At 59.6% G+C, this 17919-nt stretch carries 17 protein-coding genes; 14 read left to right on the plus strand and 3 right to left on the minus strand.

The window, feature by feature from the left end:
* The first annotated feature begins 51 nt into the window (after positions 1-51).
* The 9 genes from pckA to GKQ23_RS21510 all read left to right on the plus strand — a co-directional run bounded on the left by pckA (position 52) and on the right by GKQ23_RS21510 (position 7874).
* Positions 52-1662 (plus strand): phosphoenolpyruvate carboxykinase (ATP), encoded by a 1611-nt coding sequence (gene pckA / locus GKQ23_RS21470; RefSeq protein WP_212409389.1) that lies wholly within the window; start codon positions 52-54, stop codon positions 1660-1662.
* Positions 1663-2234: 572 nt separating this feature from the next.
* On the plus strand, positions 2235-3215 hold the full coding sequence (locus GKQ23_RS21475) for a 6-phosphofructokinase (protein WP_056235320.1): 981 nt from the start codon (positions 2235-2237) through the stop codon (positions 3213-3215).
* Positions 3216-3224: 9 nt separating this feature from the next.
* Positions 3225-3515, plus strand: coding sequence for a PTS sugar transporter subunit IIB (locus GKQ23_RS21480; protein WP_056235317.1), 291 nt, complete (start codon positions 3225-3227; stop codon positions 3513-3515).
* Positions 3516-3530: 15 nt separating this feature from the next.
* Positions 3531-4868 (plus strand): PTS sugar transporter subunit IIC, encoded by a 1338-nt coding sequence (locus GKQ23_RS21485; RefSeq protein WP_212409390.1) that lies wholly within the window; start codon positions 3531-3533, stop codon positions 4866-4868.
* Between the two features lie 73 nt (positions 4869-4941).
* Positions 4942-5205 carry a hypothetical protein gene (locus GKQ23_RS21490; RefSeq protein WP_146005490.1) on the plus strand — a complete coding sequence of 88 codons (264 nt, stop codon included), beginning with the start codon at positions 4942-4944 and terminating at the stop codon, positions 5203-5205.
* A gap of 6 nt (positions 5206-5211) precedes the next feature.
* A complete protein-coding gene (locus tag GKQ23_RS21495) occupies positions 5212-5649 on the plus strand; it encodes a PTS sugar transporter subunit IIA (RefSeq protein ID WP_056235309.1) in 438 nt (145 codons plus the stop codon).
* Entirely contained in the window at positions 5646-6206 is a 561-nt protein-coding gene (locus GKQ23_RS21500; RefSeq protein WP_056235304.1) for an AAA family ATPase, read from the plus strand. The genes GKQ23_RS21495 and GKQ23_RS21500 overlap by 4 nt, the downstream gene beginning before the upstream one ends.
* Before the next feature lie 15 nt (positions 6207-6221).
* The gene (locus GKQ23_RS21505; RefSeq protein WP_056235301.1) at positions 6222-7133 is read left to right on the plus strand and encodes a tagatose-bisphosphate aldolase; all 912 of its coding nucleotides are present in this window, start codon (positions 6222-6224) and stop codon (positions 7131-7133) included.
* A gap of 66 nt (positions 7134-7199) precedes the next feature.
* Positions 7200-7874, plus strand: coding sequence for an HAD family hydrolase (locus tag GKQ23_RS21510; RefSeq protein ID WP_056235299.1), 675 nt, complete (start codon positions 7200-7202; stop codon positions 7872-7874).
* A gap of 152 nt (positions 7875-8026) precedes the next feature.
* Here the strand turns inward: GKQ23_RS21510 and GKQ23_RS21515 are convergent, their stop codons facing one another.
* The 3 genes from GKQ23_RS21515 to GKQ23_RS21525 are packed head-to-tail and all read right to left on the minus strand — an operon-like array spanning position 8027 to position 11706.
* Complete coding sequence (locus GKQ23_RS21515) at positions 8027-9289, minus strand: glycerate kinase (RefSeq protein ID WP_212409391.1); 1263 nt, start codon at positions 9287-9289, stop codon at positions 8027-8029.
* Complete coding sequence (locus GKQ23_RS21520; protein ID WP_056235292.1) at positions 9289-10377, minus strand: tartrate dehydrogenase; 1089 nt, start codon at positions 10375-10377, stop codon at positions 9289-9291. The genes GKQ23_RS21515 and GKQ23_RS21520 overlap by 1 nt, the downstream gene beginning before the upstream one ends.
* 18 nt (positions 10378-10395) lie before the next feature.
* Positions 10396-11706: an MFS transporter gene (locus tag GKQ23_RS21525; protein WP_056235289.1), complete on the minus strand. Its 1311-nt coding sequence runs from the start codon at positions 11704-11706 to the stop codon at positions 10396-10398.
* 130 nt (positions 11707-11836) lie between these two features.
* On the opposite strand from GKQ23_RS21525, the gene GKQ23_RS21530 reads away from it, so the two are divergent.
* The 5 genes from GKQ23_RS21530 to GKQ23_RS21550 all read left to right on the plus strand — a co-directional run bounded on the left by GKQ23_RS21530 (position 11837) and on the right by GKQ23_RS21550 (position 17868).
* Positions 11837-12745: a LysR family transcriptional regulator gene (locus GKQ23_RS21530; protein WP_056235286.1), complete on the plus strand. Its 909-nt coding sequence runs from the start codon at positions 11837-11839 to the stop codon at positions 12743-12745.
* 262 nt (positions 12746-13007) lie between these two features.
* On the plus strand, positions 13008-13166 hold the full coding sequence (locus GKQ23_RS21535) for a hypothetical protein (protein ID WP_212409392.1): 159 nt from the start codon (positions 13008-13010) through the stop codon (positions 13164-13166).
* Between the two features lie 291 nt (positions 13167-13457).
* A complete protein-coding gene (locus tag GKQ23_RS21540; RefSeq protein ID WP_212409393.1) occupies positions 13458-15041 on the plus strand; it encodes an OmpA family protein in 1584 nt (527 codons plus the stop codon).
* Between the two features lie 14 nt (positions 15042-15055).
* The gene (locus tag GKQ23_RS21545) at positions 15056-17041 is read left to right on the plus strand and encodes a hypothetical protein (RefSeq protein WP_212409394.1); all 1986 of its coding nucleotides are present in this window, start codon (positions 15056-15058) and stop codon (positions 17039-17041) included.
* Positions 17038-17868, plus strand: a complete 831-nt coding sequence (locus GKQ23_RS21550; protein ID WP_056235278.1) for a hypothetical protein — start codon at positions 17038-17040, stop codon at positions 17866-17868. Before GKQ23_RS21545 ends, GKQ23_RS21550 begins: the two co-directional genes overlap by 4 nt.
* The last annotated feature ends 51 nt before the right edge of the window (positions 17869-17919 follow it).

A 17919-nucleotide genomic window follows, 5' to 3' on the forward strand; every position in this document is an offset into this window, starting at 1 on the left:
TCGGGCCGGAATAGTTCCGCCCCGCACGTCATCCATTGAGTCAGGTAGCGTATGTCGATTATTGCATCAGTTAAAGAACACCTTTTAAGCCTCGGCATCAGGGATGTCGGTGAGATAATCCATAACCCGGATTACGATCTGCTGATCGCACACGAAACGGCAGCCGATCTGACCGGCCCGGCGCGCGGCGTGATGACCGCCTCCGGCGCCGTGGCGGTGGATACCGGCGAGTTCACCGGCCGTTCACCGCGCGATAAGTACATCGTGCGCGATGATTTAACGCAGAACACCCTGTGGTGGTCCGACGCCGGCCTCGGTCGCAACGACAACAAACCAATGACGCAGGAGGTCTGGAGCAGCCTGAAAGGCCTGGTGGCGCAGCAACTCTCCGCCAAACCGCTGTACATCATTGATGCCTGGTGCGGTGCCAGCAACGACACCCGTCTGGCGGTGCGCTTTGTGACCGAAATCGCCTGGCAGGCGCACTTCGTCAAAAACATGTTTATCGCCCCACAGGACGACGAGCTGGCCAGCTTTACGCCGGACTTTACGGTAATCAACGGCGCGGGCTGCACCAACCCGCACTGGCAGGCGCAGGGCCTTAATTCAGAGAACTTCGTCGCCTTTAACCTGAGCGAAAAGATTCAGCTGATCGGCGGCACCTGGTACGGCGGCGAGATGAAGAAAGGGCTGTTCTCGGTGATGAACTACCTGCTGCCGCTGCAGGGCATTGCCTCGATGCACTGCTCGGCCAACCGCGGTGAAGCGGGCGACGTAGCGCTGTTCTTCGGCCTGTCCGGCACCGGTAAAACCACCCTCTCCACTGACCCGCAGCGCCAGCTGATCGGTGACGACGAGCACGGCTGGGACGACGACGGCGTGTTTAACTTCGAGGGCGGCTGCTACGCCAAAACCATCAATCTGAAGCAGGAAGCGGAGCCGGAAATCTATGCCGCGATCCGCCGCAACGCGCTGCTGGAGAACGTGGTGGTGCGCGAGGACGGCAGCGTGGATTACGCCGACGGTTCAAAAACCGAAAACACCCGCGTCTCCTACCCGATCGATCATATTGAGAACATCGTGCGTCCGGTATCGCGCGCCGGCCAGCCTGCGCGCATTATCTTCCTGGCGGCGGACGCCTTCGGCGTGCTGCCGGCGGTATCACGCCTGACCCCGGACCAGATGCAGTATCACTTCCTCTCCGGCTTTACCTCCAAGCTGGCGGGAACCGAGCGCGGCATCACCGCGCCGACGCCTACCTTCTCCGCCTGCTACGGTGCGGCGTTCCTTCTGCTGCACCCGACCCAGTACGCAGACGTGCTGGCGGCCAAAGTGGCGCAGAGCGGTGCCGAAGCCTGGCTGGTCAATACCGGCTGGAACGGCGCGGGCGAGCGTCTGTCGCTGAAGGACACGCGGGCGATCATCAGCGCGATTCTGGAAGGCACCGCCGGTGATAACCAGACAGAAACCCTGCCGATCTTCAACCTGGCGATCCCGGCATCCATTCCGGGCGTGGAGAGCGCGAAGCTCGACCCGCGTAACGCCAACGCCAGCTGGCAGACAGAGGCGGAGAAGCTGGCGCAGCTGTTTATCAGTAACTTCGCGCAGTACGCGACCACCGAAGCCGGTGCGCGTATTCAGTCAGCCGGCCCGGCGCTGTAATTCCGGCCATTGAGCCACCCGGCCTCTGAGCCGCCGGGGACTAAAATCCGTGGTGCACGCCTGCCACGGATTTTTTCTGGCTGACGCCAGGCTTTCCACCGGCAGATGCCCCCCTGCTTCCTCGCCTCCTGTGTCACCGCTCCCGGGCTCTGCACTCCTGGCGACGTCTCGCTCCCTGCACCGCCCCTCCTCCATTCCTTTTATTGCGTCTGATGAGATCGGCGCGATCGATACCTGTGTGCCCCCCCTGACCGGTCATTTTATCCCGCGAACCTTTATAAAGTGATTTAACTCACAAAAGCGTTGATTGACGATCGTAACCTGTCTCTGAATAAAACATTACCTGGCTCACAAAATTAAATTCATTATTAAACAGACAGTTAACCTCCACTACCGTGATTAGTGTCGATAATAGAGTGATTAGCATCACAAATTTACCTCTTTAAAATCGCTGTCAAGATCGGCTCACCGGGAAAAACCTTATCAAAGTGTGACCAGCTTCTAAAAACGGAATCCCCCCATCATTAACATCAATCTTACTTTTAACGGCTCCCTTAACTCTGAGGTCAACCATGAAAATAGGATTAGTGATTAGTGGTGGTGATGTCAGCGGCATGAACAACTTTCTGTTTCAGATAAACCGGATGACCGACTCTGAAATAGTGGTCTTTGACGGCGGCATTAATGGTCTGATCGCCAACCGGGCGAAAGAAATATCCCGCCGTGACCTGGTCGATTTGTCGATATCCTCAGTACCGCTGATCGCCTCCGGCCGTAAAGAGGAGAAGTGTAAGAAGTCTGACTATGAGAAAATCGTTAAAAACATCCGGCAAAAGAAAATTGACTGCCTGATTATGGGCGGCGGCGACGGCTCTTTTCAATTTCTTAAGGTGCTGAGCGGTTACGGCATCAACTGTTACGGCATCGGCATGACCATTGATAACGATATCAGCGGCAACAGTTATACCGTCGGTTTCTCCACCGCCTGCGAACAGGTGATTGCCGAGGTCGGCAAATTACGCAATACCGGCCGTGGCCTGCCGGGGCGGGTATTTATGATTGAGCTGCTGGGCGGCTACTGTGGCGAACTGACCCTGCAGGCAGCGCTGAAAAGCAACGCGGATATCGCGCTGATCCCGGAATCAGTCTGGGATATCGACCTGCTGGCGGAAAAAATAAAGAATAAAATCAAACAGCAGAACAGCGTGGTGATTTTATGCTCCGAGGGTTACACCAAAGAGTATACGCCGGGTTTCCAGGGCGCGATTGATACCATGATTGGAAAACTTGAGCACAAAATTGGTATTCGTATCCGTAAAACGATTCTCGGCTATGGGCTGAGAAGCGGTATGCCCACCGGCGAAGAGATTATTCAGGGCGCGATCCTGGCAGAGGAAGTGGTCAGATGTATTCACAGCGGCCTGAGCAATAAAATTATTGTCATCAATAATAACAACAAAGCCATACCGATAGATCTTGAAAACTCTGAAAAACGCCTGGTCGATAAAGAGAGCAACCTTTATAAGCTGGCGAAAATAACTCACCTTATCTGAGGGTCTACCATGCTTAAAGTACTCTGCGTATGTGGCTGCGGCCTCGGCTCCAGCTTTGCCATCGAAATGAGCGCCAAGTCGGTGTTGCAGAAGCTGTCGATTGACGCGGATATCGATCACACCACGGTATCCGAAGCCTCGTCATTTAAATATGACATTATTCTGACTCAGAAAATGTTTGCCGATATTTTAAATTCAGACGCCAGCGAAGAGGATAAACGTAAAGTGATTATCCTCAACCGGTTGACGGATAAGAAAGAGATTGAAGAAAAAATTCTTGCTTATATTAACGCAAAATAACAGGCGAGGTGTCACGTGGACGCAATTATCCATTTTATTGTGAAAGACTTTTTAGGCCAGGCGTCGATCCTGATTGCCCTGATCGCCATGCTCGGGCTGATCCTGCAGAAAAAATCGATCGGCAAGACGGTGGAGGGAACCTTTAAAACCCTGCTCGGCTTCCTGATCATGATGGCCGGCATCAACATCATTGTGGAAGCGCTGACCTTCCTCAACGATATCTTCACCAGCGGCTTCGGTATGAAGGGCTACATTACCGACGTGGCGGCGATTGCCGGCGTGGCCAACCGTGAGCTGGGTTCAGAAGTGGCGCTGACGCTGCTGGTGATCTTCGCGGTCAATATCCTGATTGCCCGCATCACGCCGTTTAAATACATTTTCCTCACCGGCCAGGCGCTGCTGTGGATGGCGACCATTGGTACGGTGATCGGCTACAAGGCCGGGCTGACCGGTGCCACGCTGATCCTCACCGGTGGCATCTTCGGCGGCATTATGGCGGTGCTGATGCCGGCGATTGCCCAGCCTATCGTGCGCAAAATCACCGACTCGGATGACGTTGCCCTCGGCCACTTCTGCACCATCGGTTATCTGGTACAGGCGGCGGTGGCACGGGTGATTGGCAAGAACTCACGCTCAACCGAAGATCTGGAACTGCCGGACAACTTTAAGTTCCTGCAGGACACCTATCTGTCGATGGCGGTGATTATGGTGCCGATGTACATCATCCCCGCGCTGTTCGCCGGGCCGACTTATATCGCCCAGTTTGCCGGTGAAACCAACTACGTCATGTATTCGTTTATGCAGTCGATGCAGTTTGTCGCCGGCGTCTTCGTGCTGTACAGCGGCGTGCGTCTGCTGCTGAACGAACTGGTGCCGGCCTTCCGTGGTATCGCCATGCGCCTGGTGCCCAACGCCAAACCGGCGCTCGACTGCCCGGTGCTGTTCCCTTACGCCCCTAATGCGGTGATCGTCGGCTTCCTCGCCACCACCGTCGGCTCGATTATCGGCATGATCGTCTTCCCGATGTTTGGCCTGGCGATGATCCTGCCCGGCCTGCTGACCAACTTCTTCGCCGGCGGAGCGGCCGGGGTGTTTGGCAACGCGATGGGCGGCCGCAAAGGGGCGATTATCGGCGGCGTGGTACACGGCCTGTTTATTACCCTGCTACCGGCGATTCTGGTACCGCTGCTGGAGACCTTTGGCTTTAAAGGCGTCACCTTCAGCGATTCCGATGTAATCAGCACCGGGCTGGTACTCGGCCACGCCTTCCAGAATGAATGGGGCTTTGTCGCCGGCTTTATCGCCTTCGTGGTGTTTATCGTCTGGTTTGCTAACCGCAAGCTGAATAAGTAACGCGGGGAGTCATCCACCGTGTTACCCCTGGCCGGTGGAAACGATCCGCCACTAAGGAGGCAATATGCTGTCAATGTTGAAGAAGCTGTTTCATTCATCTGCGCCGCAGGCAGAGCCCGAAGATGAGGCGGCGGCAGAGCAAATAGCCCAGACGCTGCTGCAACTGGAAACCGAGTTAGCGGCCAACCCGGCAGATAATGCCACTCAGAAGCAGCTGATGGTGAAATATAACCAGGCAATCAAAATCTACTCCGCTCAGCCGCGTTACCGCCAGCGCGTTGATGATATTTTCGTAAAAATGGATGAACTCAGAAACACCATCCGCAGAAATCTATGAGGTGATATGAGCATTAAACAGTTTCTTTCCCGACACCCTTTTATTCAGGTAAAGAAAGAGATTAACACCTGGAATGAAATTATCGCTACCGCGGCCACGCCGCTGATTACAGGAGGGTTTGTTACGGCGGAGTATCCGCAGGCCGTGATTAATAACACGCTGGAGTACGGTGCTTATTACGTGTTTGATGAAGGTATTGCTATCCCACACGCCCGGCCGGAGTGTGGCGTGATTAAAAACTGCTTCAGCCTGGTGACGTTAAATCAGCCGGTCTCTATTCACGGCAGTGAGCCGGTGGACATTATCGTAATGTTCGGTGGCGTAAACGGTGATTCGCATATTACCGAAGGGATTGCATCAATCGTCGGACTACTGGAGCAGGAAGAAACGCTGTTGCAAATCAGGCAGGCCACCACGGCTGAAGATATTCTTGGGTTACTATGAAAACACTTATTCTGGTCAATGGCGTTCCGGCGTCAGGAAAAAGTTCGGTTGCCAGAGTCCTGGCTGACCGGTTTAGTTTCCCGCTACTGAGCATCGATCTGATTAAAGAACCTTTTATGGTGCAGTTTGCAGACATTATTGACCGACCGTTAAACCGGAAGCTGGGGCATGCCGCCTACGCCGCGATGTTCGATATTGTCAAAAATGCGCCGCCGGAAGTGAACTTTATTATGGATGCCTGGTTTGGCTTCCGCGAAAAAAACGTGCTGGAAGCCTATATCGCCTCAAGCGGCTGCCAGCAGGTCATTGAAATATGGAATCAGATAGCACCGGAAACGGTGGCACAACGCTACCGGTCACGCTGCGAGTGCCGTGTTAAAGGGCACCCCGGTGCGGAATATATTCCCGAATTAATGCAGCTGGCAGAAAAAGCCCGGCCAATGGCGGTCGGTGAGGTGTATACGCTGGACCAGGATCGCGCTGGTGACAGCGAAGAATTAATACGCTGGGTTCAGCAACGGCTGGATCCGAATAAATCGAAAATTACCCGTCTCTGAATGAGGATTAACGCAATGAATAAAATGACTACGGCCGAACGTCGCGGCTATCAGATGATTTGTGATGCCAACGGTTCAATGATGGTGGTGGCCTGCGACCAGCGTGGCGGCATGCGCACCCTGCTAGCGGCCACGCCGGAAGAGCAGGCGGGTATCAGTAACGCCACGCTGGGTGAAACCAAGTATGACATCACCAGCTATCTTGCCGCCGAAGCGGGCTGCGTGCTGGTTGATCCAATCTGCGCCGTACCGGGCATCGTCGACCAGGGGGTGATCCCGCGTAACACTGGCCTGCTGGTCGGCCTCGACGCCTCCGGCTGGAGCACCTCGCCGGAAGGCTACCGCATCTCTAATATGGTGGAGGGGATCACCGCCCGCCGCGTGCGTGAGCTTGGTGCCACCGGCGGTAAAATCATGATCTACCTGCGTACCGATACGCCAGCGGCCAATACCGCTAACCTGGCGACGCTGCGCGAGGTGATTGCCGATTTCGCCCGTGAAGACCTGTTCCTGGTGGTGGAGTTCCTCACCTATCAGCTGGAGAACGAGAGCAAAGAGGCCTATCAGCAGGCCTTCTCGCAGCTGATTGAAGACGGCTGCCGGGCCTGTATCGACTGCGGCTCGAAAGTGCTGAAGATCCCGTATCCGGGCAGCGAAGCGGCCTGCGCCCGCGTCACCGAAATCTGCGGCGATATTCCGTGGGCGGTGCTGTCGGCCGGCGTCGATCACGCCACCTTCTTAGGCCAGGTGGATATCTCGCTGCGCAACGGCGCGTCCGGGGTAATTGCCGGCCGTTCGCTGTGGAAAGACTGCATCTCGCTCGACCGTAACGTGTCGAAAGAGAAGCTCTCGTCGGTAGCGATCGGCCGCCTGCGTGATATCCAGGCGCTGCTGGCGAAATATAAAAAATCCCCGGCTCACGCCTGAACCGGTGACTGACTATCCGGGCCGTCCGCCTCAGTGCGGACGGCCCGCTTTGCGTTGAGGTGAGCAATGAATCCCCCGCTTGATTTGATTATCTTTGACTGCGATGGCGTGCTGGTCGACTCCGAGATTATCGGCATCACGCTGACCCGATCGCTGCTGGCGGAGCACGGCGTCGCGATCGGTTTTGAGGCGTTTTGCACCCACTACAGCGGGTTGCACTGGGATACGCTGATCGCAAAGGTGCAGGCCAGTACCGGCGTGCCCCTGCCGGCCAGCCTGTATCAGACCTTTTACGCCGCGCTGCTGGCGGAGTTCGACGCCCGGCTGACGCGGATTCCCGGTACCCGTGAGGCGATCGGCACGCTGACCCTGCCGAAATGCATCTGCTCCAACTCGGCCAGCGCGCAGCTGGAGCTGATGCTCAGTAAGGTCGGGCTGCAGGATCTGTTCGCGGGGGCGATCTACTCGGCGGCCGACCTCGGCCCCGGACGCGGCAAACCGCTGCCCGACATCTTCCTACACGCGGCGGCCTGCTTTAAGGCCGATCCCGCCCGCACGCTGGTGATCGAAGACTCGGTGCCCGGCGTCACGGCCGCCAAACGTGCCGGCATGCAGGTCATTGGCTTCACCGGCGGGGCCCACACTTTCCCCCAGCACGGCGACAGGCTGCTGGCCGCCGGGGCGGATCGGCTGATGGCGGAGATGGCGCATTTGCCGCAGGTGCTGGCAGAACGGACTTAGCGGGCCGATGGCAAAAGAGGCCAGCCTGACTGGGGGCCAGAAACCACCGGCCTCCGGATTGAGTAAAGGGGGCCCCATAGTCCGAATACGCCAGGTTCAGCAGATCGGTGTCAGAAGCTACCGGCTTTCCCGCCTGTCGGGAAAGCCGGCATTCAGGCGATCAGGATCGCACGGATGTCGTTAACGTTGGTCAGGGTGGGTCCGGTGATAATCAGATCTCCGGTGGCCTGGAAGTAGCTGTAGCTGTCGTGACCCTCCAGATACCCGGTCGCCTCCAGCCCGGCCTCACGGCCCCGCGCCAGCGTATCCGGGGCGACGAACGCCCCCGCCGCGTCCTCGGTGCCGTCGATGCCGTCGCTGTCGCCGGCGATCGCCCAGATCCCCGCTTCCCCCTGCAGCGCGCAGGCCAGGCTGAGCAGAAATTCGGTATTTCGTCCGCCCTTGCCCGCCCGGCCACCGCTGACCGTTACCGTGGTCTCGCCGCCCGACAGCAGCACCGCCGGGCCGCTCAGCGGCTGGCCGTACTGCTTCACCGAGCGGGCGATGCCGGCCATCACGATCGCCACCTCGCGGCTCTCGCCTTCAAGGGCGTCGCCGAGGATCAGCGGGGTGATGCCGCGCCGCCGCGCCGCTTCGGCCGCCGCCTGCAGCGCCAGCGCCGGGGTGGCAATCATCCGCACCTCGCCGTTGCCTGCAGCGGATGCCGTCGTGGCCAGCGGCTGGCTCAGCAACCGCTGCACCGCCGCCGGTACCTCAATGCGGTAGCGCTGCAGCACCGCCAGCGCCTGCTGCGGCGTGCTGCCATCCGCCACCGTCGGCCCGGAGGCGATATCCGCCGGGTTATCCCCCGGTACGTCGCTGATCATCAACGACATCAGCCGCGCCGGCTGCGCCAGCGCCGCCAGCTTACCGCCCTTCACCGCCGACAGATGGCGGCGCACCAGGTTCATCTCCTTAATCGTCGCCCCGCTGTGCAGCAGCGCGCGGACGATCGCCTGCTTATCCGCCAGGGTAATCCCTGCCGCCGGCAGCGCCATCACCGCCGAACCGCCGCCGGAGATCAGCGCCAGCACCAGATCGTCGGCGGTCAGCCCCTGTAACACCGCCACGATCTCCCGCGCGGCAAACTCAGACATCGCATCTGCCACCGGGTGCGCCGCTTCGAGAATGCGGATGCGCCCGGCCGGTGCCGCATGGCCGTAGCGGGTCACCACCACTCCGCTCAGCGCCACGTCCGGCCAGGCGGTCTCCACGGCGGCGGCCATCGCCGCCGAGGCCTTACCTGCGCCTATCACCACGCAGCGCCCGCGCGGTTTTTCCGGCAGCGCCGGCGGAATAACCAGCCCGGGGCGGGCGCGGTCAACGGCCTGATTGAAGATATCCTGCAGCACGGCTGCGGCCTGTTGATGGTCCATCAGACGGTCTCAGCAACGGTGGAGCGTGCGGTGATAAATTCCACTACCGCCTGCGTAACGTCGGCCGTGGTGGCGCTACCGCCCACGTCCGGCGTCAGCACCCCTTTACGGCAGGCGTGCTCAATCCCGGCCATCAGCCGCGCGGCGGCGTCATGCTCGCCGAGGTGCTCCAGCATCTGCACCGCGGTCCAGAAGCTGGCCACCGGGTTGGCGATGCCTTTACCGGTGATATCGAAGGCCGAGCCGTGGATCGGTTCAAACATCGACGGGAAACGGCGCTGCGGATCGATATTGGCGGTCGGGGCCACGCCGAGGCTGCCCGCCAGCGCGCCGGCCAGATCGGAGAGAATATCGGCGTGCAGGTTGGTGGCGACGATGGTGTCGAGGCTCTGCGGATGCAGCGTCATACGGTGGGTCATCGCGTCCACCAGCATCTTGTCCCACTGCACGTCCGGGAACTCCTGCGCCACTTCCGCCGCGATCTCATCCCACATCACCATACCGTGGCGCTGGGCGTTAGATTTGGTCACCACGGTCAGCAGCCTGCGCGGACGCGACTGCGCCAGGGTAAAGGCATAGCGCATAATGCGGGTGACGCCGACGCGGGTGAAGATCGCCACCTCGGTGCCGACCTCTTCCGGCAGCCCACGGTGCGCACGACCGCCGTTGCCGGAGTACTCGCCTTCCGAGTTCTCGCGGACAATCACCCAGTCCAGATCGCCGGGGCCGCAGTTGCGCAGCGGCGGCGTGATGCCCGGCAGGATTTTGGTTGGCCGTACGTTAGCGTACTGGTCAAAGCCCTGGCAGATCGGCAGGCGCAGGCCCCACAGGGTGATGTGGTCAGGTACGTCCGGCGCGCCCACCGCACCAAAGTAGATGGCGTCAAACGCTTTGAGGGTCTGCAGGCCGCTCTCCGGCATCATCACCCCGTGCTGCTTATAGTAGTCAGAGCCCCAGTCAAAGGTTTCAATGGCAAAGCTCAGCTGCGGATCGTGGCGCTCCAGCGCCCGCAGCACTTCGACGCCGGCAGAAATCACTTCAGGGCCGATACCGTCGGCAGGGATGGCAGCAATCTTGTAGTTACGCATAATAGTCTCCGAATGGGTTCAGTGTGTTTCAGGATGAGAAAGTTTGCTGGCCTGCGGCTTTGCGCCTCTGGCCGAGAGGATCAGCACGGTCAGCGCCGAGATAACCAGCAGCCCGGCGACAAAGTACAAGCCGCCGGTGTAGCTGCCGGTCTGCTGGCGGATGATGCCGATCATCATCGGCCCAACGAAGCCGCCCAGGTTGCCGATTGAGTTAATGGTGGCGATGCCCGCCGCCGCCGCCGGACCGGAGAGGAACAGGGTCGGCATACTCCACAGCGGCGGTTTCGAGGCGCTGATGCCGACGGTGACCAGCGTTAACGCGAGGATCACGCTAAGCAGCGAACTGACGCTGCCGGCATAGATCAGCCCGGCCGCCGCCAGCAGGCAGGCACCGATCACGTGCCAGCTGCGCTCGTTGCTGCGGTCCGAGTGGCGCGCCCACAGGATCATGCCGATCACCCCGACCACCGCCGGTGCGGCGTTGAGGAAACCGATCTCCATTGAGGAAGCGCCGAAGCTGTGAATAATCTGCGGTGACCAGATGCCCAGCGTATAGAGCCCCGCCGAAGTGCCGAAATAGACCAGCGCCAGCGCCAGCACGCGCTTGTCCGCCAGCCCGCGCCATGCGCTGCTGTGGCTCTGTTTCGACGCCCGCGCCTGCTCCTCCGCCAGCATGGTCGTCTCCAGCCACTCGCGCTCTTCATCGGTCAGCCACCGGGCTTTCGCCGGCCGGTCGGTGAGGAAGAACAGCACCACGATGCCGAGCAGCACCGCCGGAATGGCCTCCAGCACAAACATCCACTGCCAGCCGGCATAGCCGAGGAATCCGTGCATCTCCAGCAGCGCGGCGGAAATCGGTGAACCCAGCGCGGTAGAGAGCGGCGCGGCGGCCATAAAGATCGCCGTTACCTGCGCACGCCGTGCCGCCGGGAACCAGTAGCTGAGATAGAGGATGATGCCGGGAAAGAAACCGGCTTCGGCGACGCCGAGCAGAAAGCGCAGGGTGTAGAAGCTGGTAGTACCCTGCACGAAGGCCATACAGCCGGAGACCAGCCCCCAGGTGATCATCACCCGGGCGATCCAGATCCGCGCCCCCACCTTGTGCAATATCAGGTTGGAGGGCACCTCAAAAAGAAAATAACCCAGGAAGAAGATCCCCGCACCGAGGCCAAATATGGTGGGCGAGAAACCTAAATCCTGATTCATGGTGAGCGCGGCAAAACCAATATTGACGCGATCGAGAAAAGCGATGAAGTAGAGCAGCATGATGAAGGGAATAATGCGTAACGTCACTTTACGCATCACCCTTTTTTCGAGGTGATGATTCATATTAACGTGCTCCGATTTTTGTAGGGTTGTGTTATTTTTTTGTAGTCGAAGTCAGTATGCTGATTTGTGGCGGCGGGTCATTAATGCCAGATTATATAAATAATTTGAACAATGTTTTCAGGGGTGAAAAGTGGATATAAATCAATTGCGTTGTCTGATTTCCGTCGGTGAAGAGCTGCACTTCGGCCGCGCGGCCCAAAAGCTGGAAATGATGCCTGCGTCACTTTCCCGCTTCATTCGCCTGCTGGAAGATGACCTGGGCGTACGGTTGTTAAACCGCTCAACGCGCAATGTTTCACTCACCGCCGAAGGGGCTATTTTTTTTGACGAAGCTCAAAAAATTATCGAGCGATTTGACGCGCTGGCGCAGCGATTTAAAGGTGGATTAAAAGACGACCGCCGCACCTTACGTATTGGTGCGATTGACAGTGCGGCCCGCGGATTAGTCCCCGCGCTGTTAAATCTGTTTGTGCCGCTGCACCCGAACAGCGATATTCATATTATCGAAGACAAGACCAGTAACCTTATTCCACGACTGAAGTCCGGCTGGCTGGATATGATCTTCTTTCGTGAACCGCAAACCCTCGACGCCAGCCTGGCGGTGCGTTTTATCACCCGCGAGAGTTGCGTGCTGGCCGTGCCGCTTGACCATCCGCTGGCCGCGCGCGGCCGGGTCAGCGTCGCTGACTTCAGCCACGAAGCGATGATTATCCCCGAACGGCGTACCCGCCCGCACAGTCACGATCTGACCATGACGATGTTCAAACTGGCCGGGATCAGCCCGCATATTGGCCAGTTCGCCGAAGAGAAGCAGACCATCCTGAGCCTGGTCGCCGCCGGGCTGGGTCTGGCGGTGGTGCCGGCCTCCTACCGCAATATGAACAGCGACGCCGTCGCCTATATCGACCTTGATCTGCACGCCGACCTGAAAGGGCTGCCGCTGAGTATTGCCTGGCAAAAAGGCAGCGAGGATCGCTATCTGCTGGAGATGCTGCGGCTGCTTGACGAACATGAAAGCGTGCTGACCGGCCGGTTGTAGCGGCTGCGTTGTTGCCAGCACCTGAACAAGCTACGCTAACCCCTCAGCGATCGGCCCGGCGTTTACGCAGACCATGGCAAACCGGTAGCGTACAGCCCTGCTCCTGCGCCAACGCTGCTCAACCGGCACCTGTCGACCTGCCCTGCAAAAGGATTGCCACGCGTCAATTAACCGCTGGCGGTTAGTCCTCTCCTGTATCATGCCGCTGAAATAGAGGAACCTGTTTACGAGGTGTGAGGGCTAATCACTTTCCTGACGTTTGATGACTTATTTATTCAGCGATCTCTCCCCCGATAGCGGTGAATTTTCGCCCGTGGGTTGGTTGACCGATTCACTTCAAATGTTCTACTATTTCGCCGTTTTTGCAGGCATCTCAGGCGGCAGTCGCGGGGCAGCATACGGGAAAGACTGGCTGCATTAACCGGGGTTTCTCAAGGCATTACGTCGACAGCATGATAACCGCTGCGGACAGACCCACCTCACGGGGTGCCTCAGGCAGAACGTGTTAACTTAAGTCAAACTTTATCTTTATCAGGCTGAAATAACGCCCTGCATCGTCATTAATGACGGTGAATGGATTATTTTGGCCAGCGATCTTCAACGTCTGACCAGCACAACGCCATTCCGGCGCAGACTAAAAATAATGCGACGATTATTTCGCAACGAGAATAAACGGATATTTTGGCTTTTTAGGGCAGGGTAAGGAGAGGAATTGAAACGCTATCAGTTACGGAAAATAAGCCTGGTCACCGCAGTGGTGACGCTGACCTCAAGCTGCGCCGGTATGCACCAGGCCGGGCAGGATTACGGCACCGCCATCGGCTGCGTCGGCGGCGCCACCCTCGGCGGCGGCCTGACTTACCTGATCACCGGCGATGCGAAAAAAGCCCTCGTCGGTGGTTTAGTTGGCGGCGTGGCGGGCTGCGTGGCCGGCAACGTCTGGCAAAACCGCGAAAAGGCGCTGGCTAAAATCGCCGCGGAAGAGCATATCGCCATCCGCACCCGCACGCTGGAAGCCCAGGCCAAAAGCAGCAAGCAGGCGGTAGGCCTGGTGGCGCAGGTCGAGGACAAGGGCATGTTCGATACCGACAGCGCCCGCCTCTCCAGCGACGGCCTGCGTCAGGTGAAGAAACTGGCGGCCGCGATGAAAGAGGGCAACCAGGGCGGGGTGATCCTGATCGTCGGCCACACCGATGCCAGCGGCAACGCGCAGTCGAACCAGCGGCTGTCAGAACAGCGCGCGCAGAACGTCGGGCGGGTGCTGGAACAGGCCGGTCTGAGCGCGAAAAACCTCTATTTCCAGGGCGCCGGCTCCTCACGCCCGGTGGCTGATAACGCCACCGTCGACGGCCGCGCGGCCAACCGCCGCGTGGAGCTGACCGCGCTGGCCAGCGAAGCACTGCTGAAACAGCGCCTGGAGCAGGAGGGCAGCAACCTCGCCTATCTGCGCTACGGCACTGCTGCTACGCCGGTAGCTTCCCCGACGCGGCGCAGCACCACTGCGGTGAAAACCTCACGTTCGGCGTCAACTGCATCGGTGTCTGCATCTTCCTCTGCATCGTCGTCGGCTACGGCATCCGCCCCTGCATCATCGTCTTCGCCGGTTTCTGTCGCTGCATCAGCCTCCTCTGCATCGCCAGCGTCCTCCACCCCATCCTCACGCACCGCCGCCGCTGAGAAGCCGACTACGACAGCAAAAAACGCTGCACGCGCCGGTGGCCCGGTGGCGCTGGTTGATTTTGGCGGCCAGCCGGTCAGCAGCGGCACGCCGTCGCTGGCGCTGAACCTGAAACCGCGCAGCAGCGGCTTCAGCCTGATCTCCGAAGCCAACGCCGGTGGCGTGATGAAAAGCTGCTACAGCGACAGCGCCCGCTTCAGCGGCCAGGCGAAAAACCTCGCCAGCGGCAAAGCGGTCGATACCGCCACCAAAGCGTATCTGCCGGGCATGAACGGTCGCGCCTGGGCCGGACTGGTTAACGGCCATCTGGTGACGCTTTCCCCGGTGTGGGTGCTCAGCGATGACGCCACGGTAACGCAGAATCCGAAGGTCTATATCACCCGCGATTACCAGAAAAACAACCGCAAACCCGACGCCGCGCTGAGCGCGGTGGCCAACGCCTGGCAGGGTGAAGACGGCATTCTTTACCGCGTCTGGCTGCAGAATGCGCAACAGCAGCCGATCTCCTGTATCGATCTGCTGGTGCCCAATAAGGCCAAACAGGCGCAGCAGGGACAACTCTTCTACAGCAATCAAAACAGCGAATATATGGCCGGCTATACCCCGGTACGCAGCTAATTCAAGGAACTCAGATGGAATTTTTGCAAAGTCTTATGGAGGCGTTCTCCCTGTATCGCCATATCGTTGTGCCGGTGCTCAGCCTGCTGGTGCTGACGGTGGTGGTGATCCGCTGGTGGGATCAGGTCAGCTATTTCTTCCTGAACCTGATGTGCAGCCTGCCGGTGATCGGCCATATTGCGCGTCTGTCACGCGCCAGTGAACCGCGCCGAACCGGCACCGGTCAGGGCCTGTGGTATCCGTCCGAGGAGGCGATCTGCGCCAAGTACTGGAAGTACTACCGCACCTCCAATCACACCGCCGACTTCTATCTGCACTGCGTCGACTACCTGAGCAAGGTGGACGAGCGCGGCCGTAAACCAACCAGCCTGCTGCTGTGGTTCTGCACCGCCGGGCTGGTGGCGCTGGAAGCCTTTATCTTTGCGCTGGTGCTGTCACCGTTTATCGCCACCAATATTACCGCCAACCAGGCCGAAGCCTCAGCGATCGTGGTCTCGGTGCTGATCGGGGTGATCCTGGTACCGGCCACCCACCGCATGGGTAAAGAGCTGCACCGCAATACCCTGCTGAAGAAGATTCGCTACTGGCACACCGAAGCCCGCCACAGTAATACGGCGCTGGCGCTGCAGAATGACAAAGATATTTCGCTGGAAACCACTTACCAGGATGACAACCAGCCGAACTATCTGCAGATGCTCAACCGCGTACCGCACAACGCTCAGGTGACGCCGCAGTACTGGGCCACCGGGATTGCCGTGGCGCTGATCCTGTTCTTTGCCATCGGTGCCTACTTTGTCCGCGCCGCCACCATCGATAACCAGGACACCCAGGCCGTGAACGGTTCACCGTTCAGCCAGCAGGTCAGCCCTGCGGCGTCGCCGTTCGATCTGCCCGCAGAGGCGGTGGCCGATAACGCGGCGGCAGATAACAAGGCCGGCGCAGAGATTGCCAGCAACCGGGTGTTTGCCTCCAAGCTGACCTTTATCATCCTGTCGGTGATCTTCGTCGGCGTACAGCTGATCGGCATCCTGATCGGCATGTACTACTCGCTGGTCGGGATTGACTCGAAGGCGGCGGCGAAGTACGTCGGCGATTTCAGCAGCTCGCAGGAATTTGCCGACTTCCACGCCATGCGCCGTGAGCAGGTGGCGCGCAGCGCCCAGGATAAACTCGCCACCCTGCAGAACCGGCTGCTGATGAAACGCAGCCTGAGCCAGAGTGAAGCGCTTACGCGCCTGCCGACCTTCCAGGACTATATTGAAGGCAAGCAGCAGGAAGCCGACAAGCGTGAAGCCGACCAGCAGGCACGCCAGCTGAAAAAAGCGGCTGAAGCCCAGGCCGTCAGCGCCGCCGCCGCCGCCGTCGCCGCATCCGTTGTGCCGGCCGTGGCGTCGGTAACGCCTGCGGCTCCGCTGGCCCCTGCCGCTGCGCCGGTACAAAACGTGGTTCCGGCTGCGCCCGCCGCTGCGCCGGTACAAAACGTGGCTCCGGCTGCGCCGGTACAAAACGTGGCTCCGCCTGCGCCCGCCGCTGCGCCGGTAGAAAACGTGGCTCCGGCTGCGCCGGTACAAAACGTGGCTCCGCCTGCGCCCGCCGCTGCGCCGGTAGAAAACGTGGCTCCGACGGTAACGGCGGCCGGCTATACCCCGGCGGCAGTGACCTCTGCCGGCTATGCGCCAGCCCCGACGGCGGCTCCGGCTGGCGGTAGCCCGGCGGATAGCGTGCCCGTCGCTACGGTGACAGCGGCGGCCCCCGCAGCCCCGGCACCGGCACCCGCTGAAGCCCCTGCAGCAACGACGTTAACCGCCGCTATCGCACCGGCCAACCCGGCCGCAGAGGCTGAGCTGAAGCAGCGTATCAGCGAGCTGGGTGACCTGACCGTACTGAATCAGGAAGATTTGGAAGTGATGGCCGAAGGGACGGATCTGCCGCTGGCCGCGCTGGTGAAACATCAGAAGCTGCAGCAGGTGATGAATAAAGCGCGGGGAGCCACGGTATGAAGCGTCTGATGGCCCTGCTGCTGCTGGCGGCTTCCGCTGGCGGTTATGCTGCCGACCGTAACGACATCCCAAGCTGCTACAGCTTTGCCAGACTGGACGCCCAGCGTCCGGCCAGCGGCGGCCGTGAGCTGGTGCTGATCGTCGATCAGACGGTCAAAGTACCGGACGACCTGAAAAAGTCGATCTGGCAGCAGGTGGTGCGCTACACCCAGCCCGGCGACCATATCATCATGTATCAGTTCTCGGCGCTGCTGCAGGACAACTACATGAAGCGCGCCTTCGACGGCACGCTGGAGCGCCCGTTTACCGATCAAAAGGCGCGTAACAGCCTCGGCATGGACAGCCTGAAATCACTGGACGGCTGCCTGCTGCAGCAGAAGCAGTTCTTTGACCAGAGCATCGGCAAAAAGATGGCTGCGGCCTTCGCCGGTCAGGGCGATAACGTGGCGAAAAGTGAAATCATGGACAGCCTGAAGCGTATTGCCGACGATCTGAAAGCCACCCCGGCCGAACAGCGTACCGTGCTGCTGGTCTCCGATATGCTGGAAAACAGCGATTTCGGTAGCTTCTACAGCAGCAATCAGATCCGCCTGCTGGCCCCGGCGAAAGAGATGGCGCGGGTCAGCCAGCAGCAGCTGCTGGCCGATTTTGCCGGCAGCCGGGTCTATATCGCCGGCGCCGGGTTAATCGATACGGATGCGAAGAATAACTACCGTTCCGGAAAAATCATGCAGCAGCTGGAAACCTTCTGGCGCGGCTGGTTTGAGGCCTCCCATGCGACGGTAGTCAGCTTTGGCGCGCCGGAGCTGACGGTGGATCTGCGTTAATCCTCCCGGGCAGGCCACGTGCAGAACGTCGCGTGGCCTGCCCTCCTCTCA

The sequence above is a fragment of the Erwinia sp. E602 genome (assembly GCF_018141005.1).
Taxonomy (GTDB): Bacteria; Pseudomonadota; Gammaproteobacteria; order Enterobacterales; family Enterobacteriaceae; genus Erwinia.